This window comes from Hydrogenophaga sp. BPS33 (assembly GCF_009859475.1).
Lineage (GTDB): Bacteria > Pseudomonadota > Gammaproteobacteria > Burkholderiales > Burkholderiaceae_C > Hydrogenophaga.
In genome coordinates, this window is record NZ_CP044550.1 from 328090 (window position 1) to 339634 (window position 11545).

An 11545-nucleotide genomic window follows, 5' to 3' on the forward strand; every position below is an offset into this window, starting at 1 on the left:
GTGACAGGCCCCTTCCCACGACGGGAAGGGGTTCCCGTCGGGAGATGTTGTTGAGACTTCTACTTTGGTGAGGCGGGCTTAGTTGCCCCAGCTCATCAGCGCCGGAACGGCACCCACGTACTGGAAGCCTTCGACGGCCAGCATGGCTTTGACGAAGTCCTTCTTCGGCCCGTTCTTGAGCCGGTCGTAGTGCTTACCCGCGGCATCTGCCAGGCCGATCTCGCTGCACACGGCATCGATTTCCGTCTTGGTCAGGATGTCCAGGAAGGTCTCGTTGAGCTTCCAGTACTGCTCGATCTTGATGTCCAGCGCCTTGAGGTAGCCGGTGACGTCGCTGATCGGCGCATTCGAACTCACGTTGGCCGCCAGGTGCTGCAGCGCCGTTGCCAGCGCGTTCTGCTCCAGGCCCAGGATCGAGGTCAACAACGCGTGCGTGTTGGTCTCGGTCTTCAGCTTGATGCCCAGCGCCTTCTCGATGGCCCCGCTACTTGCGATTCGGTCCATGTCGGACGGGCGATGCAGCGCGAGGGTCACGAGCAGTGCTCGGTTTTGAAGCACGGGAAGCTTTTCAGCCGCTCGTTTGAACACCGCACGCCAGATGGTCTCGCGGTACTCCTTCACCGCGCCACGGGGCTCGGCGCTTGCCACCACTTTCTTGGGTTGCGTCGTCGAGTTCCCGGCCTTGGGCTTCGCCGCGCTCGCAATTGTCGCCAGTGAGGCTTCCTTGGATTGCGGGTTCGCTGTCGGCTCTTGGGCGGCATTGGCTGCGTCCTGCTCGGCCTTGAGGGCTTTGGCGTTGGCCGCCACCTTCTCGTCGTTGCAGGTCTTGTTGAAGCACACGTCCTTGTAGACGAGGCCCAGCTTGTCCGGAACTGCGGAAACGCATGCGCCGAAGTCACCACAGGTGCGGCAGGCTTTCGCTTGAGCTTCGCCGACGCCCTTCGAACCATCGGCTCGCAGGGGCTCCAGCGTCGCGTTCTCTCCCGGACGCACGATGCGCACAACCTGGTAGGTTTCGGTCATCGCCTTGGCGCGCGCTTGCAGCTCGGCCTCGGTCTTGCCCTGGTAGCACTCCTTGTTCGTGCAGCGTGAGCCACTGAACGAGGTCTCGAACATCGCTTGCTGCATGCCCGTGTTGTACTGACAGGAGCCGCACTCGGTGCGGTCGAAAATGGCCGCATTCAGGCTCTGCAGGGAGACCTCGGCCATGGCCTTGAGCTCCTCCACCGTGACCTTTCGGTCCGCCTTGAGAAGTGCAGCGATCACCCGCTCCTGCACCTCCTTGCGAAGGGCAGCCAGGATCTCGACATGGCCCACCATGATCTTGTCATTCAGGTAGGCGTCACGCACCTCTTGCGTAGCGTTCATCACCGCAAGTCGGCGATCGAGCTTGGCGCGGCTCCAGCCCAGGCGGCGTGCGGCTTCTTCGCGGTCGCCCTTGCACAACCCGAGCATGCGAGAGGCGCCTTCGGCGTCTTCGATGATCGAGGGATCCTCGCGCTCGTTGTTCTCCGCCAGCATGGCCGCCGTCGCCTCGGCGTCGGTCATGACCTTCACTTCGGCCTTGATCTTCGCTTCGGGGCCGAACTCTGCCACCACCGCCTTGAAGCGGCGGCCGCCAGCGATCAGCTGGAAGCTGTCGTCGGCGAGCTGTCGTAGCACCACGGGCTGGATCAGTCCTTGCGCCTTGATGCTTTCCCGCAGGCTGGCCATCTTCTCCGGGTTGTACCGGCGGCGATAGTTGAAGCCCTCCATCACCTGCGAGACAGGGATGAGGCGGCTTTGCGCATCAGGGGTATTGGTAACTTCCATGGAATCTCCAAAAAAAAGGGACTCCACGGCCCGCAAAGGGACTCGAAGAATCCCAGAGAGGGTTGGTTTGTTGCGCACGCGAAGTGCGCGGTCCTCACAATAGCGAGGGGTTGCGGCCATTCTAGGACCACTGGCCAGGCGGCGCTATCGACCTGGCTCAGCACGCACCGAGCTGGCGGTGCCGCGCCGGCGCGCGCAACCTACTATGGGCGCGGCGCCGGCTGGGGGCGGTTCTCTGCCCTGACGTACGCCCGTCCAAAAAGCTGGGCCATACCCATGGAATGCCGGCTTTGGATTGCCGAGGCGTCTTCACCGCCTGCGGCGGTATCGGCCACCGCGACGTACACCTCGACCGCCGCACGCGCCTCGCTCAACAGGCTCAGCCAGGGCTGAAACTCCTCGTGACCGAACAGCACCGCCGCGCGCGCCTTAGGGCTCAGCGCCAGCACATTGCCGCGCCCTGCGTGCTCCGATACGCTTTCCACTGCCTGACCAAGATTCCATTGGCTCCAAGGTGCGGTCTGTCGCGCTTTGGCACGCGCCGACCTGCCATCGGGATAGAAGGCCACCAGGGCGTTCTCCTGCAGCCCATGCGGCCCTTGCAGGCGCATTCCGATGACGTGGGTCTGACCGCTCCTGCGAGCCGTCTCAAGAAGCATTGCATCGAGTTGGGGGTAGAGCGCCGGGCTGTACGTCCCCACGGCTGCAGCAGGCCACACAACGGTGTCCGGGCCGGCCTGCACGGTCAGATCCTGCGCAAGCTGCCCCATGCTCGCCATGCGGCGACGTATGGCCTCATCTGCCGTCTGTTCGCCCCACTCGGTTGTCACGCCCTCCACGCCCACTGCATCCCCGTTCGAATTCCCATTGCGCGCGATCCCTATCGCTCCCAGCACCAGGCTCAGCACCAGTAAGGTGACGAGCAGCTGCATCGGGGCGGGCTGCTGGCGTGCGATCAAGAACACCATGCTCGCCGGCACGGCCACAGACAGCACCACTCCGAGCCATGACGATCCGGGAAGGATGCTGGCCCAAGCGATCAACGGGTGCATTGGCAACACGACGGCTGCGGGCGGCAGCAACGCCACCAGCCAGGCAATCACGACTGCCAGGGCCATGCGCCAGGGTTTTGCCGATCTGCTCCATCCCAGCGACCAGACTGCGCCTGCTATGGCTGCATACACGATGATGCTGGCCACCCCGAAGGCCACGCCTTCGCGCAGCCACTCGATAACGAACGAGGGCGGATGGCGCATGATGGCCAGCGAATACCCGGCGCCGAGCATGAATGCCTGCGCGCGGGTACGGCACAGCGCGAGCAGCAGCGGCAGCAGCGCCGCCATTGCCGGTGCCCTGCCCTGACCCCACGCCAGCGCACTCAGCGCGGCCCCGATGAAAGCCGCGGCGACAAGCGCCGTCACTGTCATCTGCAACCCGCCGCCTGTGCCTTGTGCTCCGGTACGGAACAACCACCTGATGACCCCGTTCGGAACCGGATCAAAGGTCTCCTGAAACTGGCTACTCACGCCGATCCAACTCACGCGTGCGTGTTATCGAGGGGCTCGCAAGGCATCAGGCGCGCCTTGTTTGCCTTGCCATTCCGGGTCCTTGCCCTTCAGTGCACCCAGCAGCCACATTTCATCGGTCATTCGAAAGCCGGTGACCTTGTAGCTCTTGCCAGTTACGAACCCGACCGTGACGCCTTCAAACTCTGCATTGATGGTGTAGCTGCACGTCGCGTAGCTCGAAATCGCCTCATCCGCATTGCTGCCGAGGGCCTTGTAGCCAGCCTTGATCCGCTCGATCTCTTCCTTGGGTGCCTTGGCACAGCTGAGATCGGAGACCTCATAAGAGGTGATCTTGTGCGCCATCTGTGTCCCGTTCTTCATGCGCCATGCCTTCACTTGCTCGATGCTCGGCGCCGGGGTGCTACTGCCAGGGAATTCGCAGCCAGCGAGCAAAACGCTGGCAATGACTGCGGCACCGGCAAATGCACGGGCCATGTTGGTTTTGGTATGGTTCTTCATAACGTCTTTCGTTGATTCGTTGGTGCAACGTGCATTGCACCGGTCCGTTTCAGGATCTCAAGAATGCTCGCGCTGTCAAGGTCGGTTCGATTCTTTTTCAGCGCCGTCAGCACGATCACCGACCACTCGTATACATCGGCCGGCTCAACGGGAATCGCAATGGCGCGCACGCCCTTTCGCAACTTCACGAACAAGCGACCGCCCTGCTGTCGCAACTCCAGTCGTTTGTCCTGTTCTGGTCCGTGGTTCGCGAGGTCTAGTGCATCCCCGGCGTAGCCCATCAGCATCGCGCCCAACAGTGGCAACTCGCGCCGCGTGAACTGAAACCCGATCTTGTTGACCCAGTCGAAAGCGCGTGCGCCCTTCGCCTCGGCAAACTCCAGCTGAACCGTGAACTGCCCGCCATCGGGTTGGTCCTCCCTGCGCTGCTCAAGCTCGATCTTGAACGCCGCCTTTTGACCGTAGACATGCACACCAGCGTCGTACCACCATGGCGCCTGACCGCTCTCTCGATTGCGCTCCTGCACGCTCTGCCCGGATTGCTTTCCCGACCTGGCTGGCACAGCGCGCGGCGCGGGCGCGGGAACTTGCAGCGTGTCTTTCGTCACCCGATTGGAATGGCTTGCTGACCGGATAAGCGCGAGCAACGAGTCAATCTCGCCTGCGCTCTCTACGCCACCTTCGATGCGTCGAAGCTTTGCGAAGAGGCTCGCGTGACCATCCGCATCCAGGCTATCGGCGTAAGCTGCGCACGCCTCAACTGAAGTTGCCATGACCCCCCGGTCCGCGAACACCTGCTTCATCCATCTCGGAGAGATCAACGCCATGGTCCCTCGCTGACTCAGGCGCGTTTTACCGTCTTGATGCGCCCATCAACCTGTGAACCTTCGTAGGTCTTGAACGCGCCGGCCGTGATATTGGCCTTTGCATTGACCGTCTCAGTGAGGAAGACCGCACCGAAAGCGTCCAACTCGCTCGGCTCTCCATCGGTCCGAGCCTCAATGGTCCCGAACAGATAGGCATCGCCGTCGCACGCGAGCATGCCGCGCGCAACGCCACCTGGCATGAGAACCAGGGGACCGCCCTTCACCGAGAGCGTGCCGCTGACGACGCCTTCGATGATGACGCCGCCTTCACACTCCAGCGTTCCTTCGTACTTGGACCCCGGCGCGATGCGGTTGACGATCTTCATCGCTACCGGGTCGATCACGATGCTTTCATTGTTGGTCTGGTTACTCAAGGCTGTACTCCTTTGCGCCGGCGAAGACCTTACCCTGCTTGACATCGATGCTCTTGATCGTGTCGCCGCTGGGCAGCTTGTCGCCAATCTTGAATTGCTTGGGCAGGCGAGTTGCCGCTTCGGTGAACACAGCGGACTTTCCGTCCGGCGTGATCGCGAGCAGCCCCCTGCCTGTAGTGGTTTGTTGCGCTGGCGCTGCCTTCGGATCGCCCAATGAGGGCGGCGCCAACTTGCTACCTGCGGGGGCACCGGGTTGCTGGCCGGCCGGCTTGGGAGCCCTCTCCTCCATCACATCCAGGATCACGGCTGGAGGCTTTGGTTCGTTGGACGCCTTGGCTGCTTCCTTGGTCGCCTTTGAGGACTCGCTACTCGGTGTCTTCGCGCTTTGCGCAACTGGGTCTGCCCGCTTGTTTGAAGGCAACGGCGATGGCTCGGCCTTGGGCAGCCCAATCGGCAAGGCCGAGACCTGGTTGGGCTGCGCAGCCGCCGCGGGCACGCCGATTGGCAGGCCTGCGCTATTTTCTTGGGGCACCGGCCCTTCTTGGGTCTGGATGACCTGCAGCTTGTCTTGCCCATTGGGCTGGAACGGCTCGTCCAGCGTGCGCATGCCTTCGCCCATCTTGACCACTGGCAACGCCGCCGGCTCGTGTTGATTTGCGGGGGAAAGCGATGCCTGGGCGGGCTCTTCCTGGCGCAACAACACCCCAATCGAGATGCCAGCCAGCGCGAGCGCCACCGCAGCGCATGCAAGGGTAGTGACGCGGGTCGTTACCGGCTTGATGCCGCGTGCCTTGAGCACCAACAGCCTGGAGTGCTTCTTCGGGCCGATGCGGCTCAACAGCGTTGTGGTGCCTTGCCACTTTCCATCTCGCCACTGCAGCGTCTTGGTGAGGTCGGACGCACTCGTGCCCTGTCCCACAGCCTCGCCCAGGTTCAACGTAAACGCCTCGCCCACGACGAGACGGGTGATATTTGCTTGGCTCATGGTTCGACGCTTTCGGGTTCGCTCGTTTTTGCTCGGCTCTCGCTGGCGCGGCGCACCGCATCCGCGATCACGCTGCCCGCTGACTCTTTCGCGGCCTCTGTCGTTGTTGCTGATTCACTCTGCCGTTGCGCCACTCGACGCGTGACACGTGTGGGCTCGTAGAAGTCGCTGACCAGCTGGAAGTCGTCGCTCAGCGTCTCAATCGGGTCTTGCTCGCCCGCAGCGCCCGCAAAGACTTCATCGAACTCGTCAATCAGGCCTTGTGCGCTGGCAGCATCACGGGCCTGCTTGACCAGTGTCATTGCATCGGCGTCACTCGCGGCATTGATCGAAAGCCGCAGCAGATCGAACGGCTGATAGTTGCTGGCCACACTGCTCGCCATCCACATCTGCAGCTTCAGCGGGACGTGCCGCAGGCCAGCGAAGCGAAGCTCGATCATTCGCAGTTGCGCGGTGAGCGTGCGAAAGTTGTTTATCGAGGATGACCGCACTTCGAAGACGCTGAGCAGATCGTCCTGGCCGTCGATCTGCACGACCATCTTCACCTGCCGCCTGCAGGCGTTGCCTGCCGCCTGGGCGAACGCACAGCGATCCGGCCCGGGACAGGGCACTTGGGTGATGGTCTGCGTGGTGTCGCCCGCCTCGCTCAGGCGCCTTGCATTCTTGCCATCACCTGTGCACAGCGGGGCGCCGGTGCCGGTGTCATAGGCCCGGTAGTTCGCGGTGATAGCGTTGTCGGTCTTGTTGAAGAACATCTTCACCGGTACTTCAACGATGGCGTTGGCTTCCCGGTTCGCCTCGCGCTCCATCAGTCGGTCCTGGATCGGGTGCTTGGCAAGTGCAGGAGCCACCACCCCCGGTTCGCTCGTTTCGTGATGGCGCGCGCAGACGATCATCCCAGGTCGAGTCTGGATCGTGCCGGGCTCATCGCCGGCTTCGCAGTCGACCTTGATGATGCCTTGGGCGAAAGGGGTGATGGCGATGGTCTTGAGGTTCATGTGGAAGGGCCTTCGGTTGTTCCTGAATCGGTTCGATCCATGAAAGCACAAAAGCCTGCTCTGTCAATGGCGCTTGCCGAGGTCCCGAGGTGACTGTGTGCCGTCGCGCGGCACATCCAAGACCGGCGCCAGCGAGGCCAGCACCTGCAGAACATCGTTCACGCCGCGCAAGCCAATCTGGTGTTTTCGCAACGTGAACTGGGTAAGAGGCACCTTCTCGCTGTCGAGACGCAAGGCGATCTTGATGACATCGGCAGAAGTCGCGATGGGTGTAGCGCTCCAGCCAAGAATCTTGTTCGCTTGATCAAGCTCTGTGAGCCAAAGGCATACGCCATCCACGACGGCGAATTGAACCCTGTCGGGGGTGAGCACCAATGGCGGCACCGAGTGCTGTGTGTGCTGCAGCGCGAACCCCACCACGTCGCGTAGGCGTTTGTCTGCCATGGTGCTTGGGGCCGGCAGCGCCGGCCAGCCGAGTTGGCTCGTCAGCACCATGCACAGAAAGCCCAGGCGCGGTGCCGAATCCGGATAGTCGATCGCCTCGGTAATCGTTGTCAGCTTGGCCTGGTCATTGCCTGGCAGCGTGCGGTTCAAGTGGCTGCGCAAGACTGCAGGCCGCCAGGTGCCCACCCAGTCGAAGGGACGAATGCCGTTGAAGACAGTCTTGGTTACCTTCTTGGGAAGCCATCCGTCCAAAGCCTCACCAATGGCAAAGCTCGCCGCCGTCCAGTTCTTCTCGTTGGAGATCACATCCCCTGCTGCGGGTTCGATGACGGGCAGCAAGAACATCTCTGCGAAGCGCGCACGACCGTCGACCCGATAGGCCAGTCGAGAGACAAGCGTGGCCATCGCCTCCTGCGCCTTCTCCTGGTCATCTTGGCGCGCGACCACATCCCACATGCCTGCGTCATCGTTGCGCCGGATGGCATCGTCAAGCTCCACTTGCCATTTGGCTTGGACAAGAACTGGGTGTGTGTGCATTTCTGCTATCTGTGCGTTGCTGGGTACGTTCATTTCGCGCTTCCTCGCATTGAAGGTATCACGCGGCAGCGACCATTCAAGCCCTCCTTTTGGGCCTGAATCGTCTCGTTGAGCGTGCTCCGTTGTACTTTTCTCCACGTGTCGTTTTGCAATCTGGAGGTACGAATCCACCTCCAGATGCACGCTGCTACGGATGCTTCCTTTTGAGCATCTCAATCTGAAGTTGAGGCCCATGGCTGCTCGGACGAGTGAGCATGTGCTCGGCGCTTCGGCTTGACTTTCGTGGTTCCCGTGTTTTCATGGTGAAAAGACTTTCTACCCTTGCCACATGGAAACCTTCACCGATTTCAGCACCGCTCTCGATCTTGTTGCCGCGGCCACCGAGGAGGCTCGCCCCCTGCCCGGCTTCGCGCAGGACAGCCTTTTGTTCAAGGATCTGCCGGCGCATCTCTACCACGCTGACCGGGACGCACTCAGCTGTTCGCTGCTCAAGCCCCTGCTCGTCTCACCCGCCCATTTCCAGACTGCACTGACCGCCACACACAGCGACAGCGACGCCAAGGACTTCGGCACCTTGCTTCATTTGCTGCTCCTGCAGCCCCATCTCGCGGGCCAGGAAGTGGCTGTGTACCCCGAGATAGTCCACCCCACGACCAAGGCTTACCGCGAGTTCGTGGAAACCAACGCGCTCAAACTGGTGGTGGACGAGCCGACGTTCTCGGCGGCGCGGCAGTTGGCCGACAAGGTGCGTGAGACACCCTACAAGGGTCGCCCGCTGGGCCGCTTCATTGAGGAGTCGATGACCGAGGTGAGCATCTATTTCACTGAGCCCACTACCGGCCTGCGGCTGCGTGTACGCCACGATATCTATCACCCGGATCTGGCGTTCGACCTGAAATCCACTCGCCATGCGAGCGTGAACATGTTCAGCCGCGATGCCGTCAAGTTCGACTACGACCTGCAGGCCTTCATGTATTCACTTGGCCGCTCCCTATACGAGGGTACGAGCGACGCCAAGCCGTTCGTGTTCATCGCCGCCGAAAGCAACGAGCCGTTTTCGGTGCACACGCTGTCGGCCAGCAATTCCTTCCTCACCAACGGCGCGAAGAAGTTCCAGGAATGCCTCTCGATCTACAACGCCTGTGCGGCCACCGGGCACTGGCCCGACCTCAGCAGCGACGGAGAGATTGAGATCGAGCACTGGCAACAGTTCACGCCCACGCGTGCTTGGTTGGCCGGGCATTCGGCAGTTTGAGACTCAGCGAGCATGCTCAGCCATGGCATCAGCATTGCCTGCGCCGCTCGCGCTACGTCTTTGATGGTCTGCACCCGAGCAGCATCGCTTGGTGCGCCAGGGGCGTTGCATTCTGTCGCGCCCTCTTCGTGCCGATCGCGGCTTTCTGGGAGGTCGCGGAAGCGAACGCGCGGCATCACCTAGATCGACTCGTGTCCGCGCTTGCGGATGAGCAGCTTCAAGCCCTGCTCCAAGAGCATTTGCACCGAACTGCCATCTTCACTGCGGCAGTGACCTTCATGGTTCGATCGCCTGGGCCGGCGTCGAGGCCTCAAGGTGCCGCCTGGTCATCTCACCGAGCAGCACACCGGCAAGCGGCCCACCGCCGAGGTATTTCCCGAACGCTTGCGCGACTGACGCTGTCGCAATCCCCCTTTCTTTCATGCGCTCAAAGGCTACTTTGGCCAACGCGACCTGTTCATCTCGAGGAAGTGCTTCGACTTGGCGCCGTGCAACCGACTGCAGTGTCTCAACGACGTCGACGATCTTGGTCTCGGACATCGAATGCAGCAGTTTGGGAAAGGATGACTGCTCCGTTTCGCGAGGCATCGATGCCGGCGACGTTTGGGAGTCACTTGCCACGATCTCATCCAACTCACCTAGGATGGTCTTCAAGTAAGCCGTGACATTTGAGAGCGGGGTCAGGTCTTCACGAGCCACGCGGTCCGCCAGCTTCGTGATCGCTGCCCTGAGAACATCATGGCCCCCGCGCACTGCTCGGGCGATCGTGGCGATGTCAGAGACGGAAACGCCCAGACCGGTGGCTTTTTCAAGGATGTCTGGCGGGACGCCTTCACCAGGTGGCAGCGCCCTCCTCTTCCTGCGGACCGCGAACTGAACCTCGGCGACGGCCTTGCCTGCGCGCTTCTCGATCAACTCGATCTCTAGGTCCGTTTTGGTGTTGATCTCTTCGATGGCATCGATAACTGACTCGGATTTCACTTTGCGCCACTCGCGCTTGGGCTTTGCCTCCTGCTCTGCAATCGCGCTGTTCTTTCCACGGGACTTCTGAGGTGCAGAACGCACGCTTCGCGCGGTCAACGCTTCTACCCACCAGTCGGGTGGTTGAGAGCAAGTGAGGCCAGTGGGGTTCGTCTTGTAGCGCGAACAGATCTCATAGAGAGCGATGGCGGCATAGCTGCGAAGAGCCCCGAGCACCTCGAGATCGAGCCGGGTGAAGAACGCGGGGTCCTTCAGGGCGCCGAGAACACGTGGAGGAAAGGCCCAGCTCACATGCAGCGCCCTTCCCTTTTTGATGATGGACGCTTCTGAAAGCAAGTTCATCGCGCCCCACTCCGCAGTGTCCGAATTTCGGTCAATGGACTGCCAGACAACCTCGGTGCGCAGCATTTCGAGCAGATGTGCACTCGCGTTGCTAGACCAGTCCGACGCATCGCCCGGCAGATGAGCGACCAGATCACTCAGCCTTGCTTCGAACGTCTCCTCAGCGAGCATTGGCGCCCCGGATTGCAAGCGCTGACGATATACATCGCCACCGTTAAATAAGAGCGCATTGAAGAGCTTGCGCGAGACAGGGCTGAGCTTGCCGGCAATTGGCACCATCACCAGCAGCTCATTCGGCTTAGTGAGTGTGGTTTCCAACCGCTGGCGGTTTTCCAATGTGTCCGATATGTTTGCCATAACTGGACAGATGATATCCTCAAAACCTTCTCCGGGTATCTCACGAAGGACGGACAGCGCGGACACTTGAGTCGAGTTGGGCCCGATTCACCTTTCTGCCGTGGACGGATAACCCGGACACTTGGCGAAGTTTCAGCGTTCCACGTCGCCTGGACAAGGCCAGAAATGGCGTTCTTTTCCGATATCGGCAAGGATTTCCCAACTTCGCTTGCTCAGCGCGGGCGCGTTCTAGCTGAAGCCCTCGAAGACGGACAGCCCGGACACTTGAACGTATGGAGCGGACACTTGGACGGATAGACCGGACAGTTAGACGGATAGCCCGGACACATCATCAAAAAAAATCTTTATAAATCAATGTCTTATGGCGGTTTTCCACAGCCTTAATGTATTCAAGACTTTTCTCAAGACTTCCTCAAGACGGGTGACCTTGAAAAAGTTGAACAAGTCAGTTGTGGATAAGTGGCTTAAGTGGCGGGTGCTTGAACACCCATTTGGACGCTTGGCTCTGCTTTTCAGCACGTCAGTGAGATTCATCGAAAAATAGGGATTTCCTGATAAAGTTGCTGA

General features: G+C 61.0%; 10 protein-coding genes. 1 reads left to right on the top strand and 9 read right to left on the bottom strand.

Annotation, left to right across the window (positions count from 1 at the left end):
* Positions 1 to 78: 78 nt before the first annotated feature.
* From F9K07_RS30935 to F9K07_RS30970, 8 genes are all read right to left on the bottom strand, one after another.
* Entirely contained in the window at positions 79 to 1812 is a 1734-nt protein-coding gene (locus F9K07_RS30935; protein ID WP_159597400.1) for a PRTRC system ParB family protein, read from the bottom strand.
* 203 nt (positions 1813 to 2015) lie between these two features.
* The gene (locus F9K07_RS30940; protein WP_159597401.1) at positions 2016 to 3353 is read right to left on the bottom strand and encodes a hypothetical protein; all 1338 of its coding nucleotides are present in this window, start codon (positions 3351 to 3353) and stop codon (positions 2016 to 2018) included.
* A gap of 9 nt (positions 3354 to 3362) precedes the next feature.
* Positions 3363 to 3839: a hypothetical protein gene (locus F9K07_RS30945; protein WP_159597402.1), complete on the bottom strand. Its 477-nt coding sequence runs from the start codon at positions 3837 to 3839 to the stop codon at positions 3363 to 3365.
* Entirely contained in the window at positions 3836 to 4666 is an 831-nt protein-coding gene (locus tag F9K07_RS30950) for a hypothetical protein (RefSeq protein ID WP_159597403.1), read from the bottom strand. The genes F9K07_RS30945 and F9K07_RS30950 overlap by 4 nt, the downstream gene beginning before the upstream one ends.
* Before the next feature lie 14 nt (positions 4667 to 4680).
* A complete protein-coding gene (locus F9K07_RS30955) occupies positions 4681 to 5079 on the bottom strand; it encodes a bactofilin family protein (RefSeq protein ID WP_236582110.1) in 399 nt (132 codons plus the stop codon).
* Positions 5072 to 6016, bottom strand: coding sequence for a hypothetical protein (locus tag F9K07_RS30960; RefSeq protein ID WP_159597405.1), 945 nt, complete (start codon positions 6014 to 6016; stop codon positions 5072 to 5074). Before F9K07_RS30960 ends, F9K07_RS30955 begins: the two co-directional genes overlap by 8 nt.
* Before the next feature lie 44 nt (positions 6017 to 6060).
* A complete protein-coding gene (locus F9K07_RS30965) occupies positions 6061 to 7062 on the bottom strand; it encodes a recombination directionality factor (RefSeq protein ID WP_159597406.1) in 1002 nt (333 codons plus the stop codon).
* A gap of 63 nt (positions 7063 to 7125) precedes the next feature.
* The gene (locus F9K07_RS30970; protein ID WP_236582112.1) at positions 7126 to 8076 is read right to left on the bottom strand and encodes a hypothetical protein; all 951 of its coding nucleotides are present in this window, start codon (positions 8074 to 8076) and stop codon (positions 7126 to 7128) included.
* Between the two features lie 295 nt (positions 8077 to 8371).
* On the opposite strand from F9K07_RS30970, the gene F9K07_RS30975 reads away from it, so the two are divergent.
* On the top strand, positions 8372 to 9298 hold the full coding sequence (locus F9K07_RS30975; protein WP_159597408.1) for a PD-(D/E)XK nuclease-like domain-containing protein: 927 nt from the start codon (positions 8372 to 8374) through the stop codon (positions 9296 to 9298).
* Between the two features lie 276 nt (positions 9299 to 9574).
* Here the strand turns inward: F9K07_RS30975 and F9K07_RS30980 are convergent, their stop codons facing one another.
* Entirely contained in the window at positions 9575 to 11044 is a 1470-nt protein-coding gene (locus F9K07_RS30980) for a replication initiation protein (RefSeq protein WP_159597409.1), read from the bottom strand.
* Positions 11045 to 11545: the final 501 nt, after the last annotated feature.

Excerpts from the sequence above, each read along its gene's own strand:
- F9K07_RS30945 (WP_159597402.1), bottom strand. The coding sequence starts at position 3,839 with ATGAAGAACCATACCAAAACCAACATGGCCCGTGCATTTGCCGGTGCC.
- F9K07_RS30975 (WP_159597408.1), top strand. The coding sequence starts at position 8,372 with ATGGAAACCTTCACCGATTTCAGCACCGCTCTCGATCTTGTTGCCGCG.
- F9K07_RS30965 (WP_159597406.1), bottom strand. The coding sequence starts at position 7,062 with ATGAACCTCAAGACCATCGCCATCACCCCTTTCGCCCAAGGCATCATC.
- F9K07_RS30950 (WP_159597403.1), bottom strand. The coding sequence starts at position 4,666 with ATGGCGTTGATCTCTCCGAGATGGATGAAGCAGGTGTTCGCGGACCGG.
- F9K07_RS30970 (WP_236582112.1), bottom strand. The coding sequence starts at position 8,076 with ATGAACGTACCCAGCAACGCACAGATAGCAGAAATGCACACACACCCA.
- F9K07_RS30935 (WP_159597400.1), bottom strand. The coding sequence starts at position 1,812 with ATGGAAGTTACCAATACCCCTGATGCGCAAAGCCGCCTCATCCCTGTC.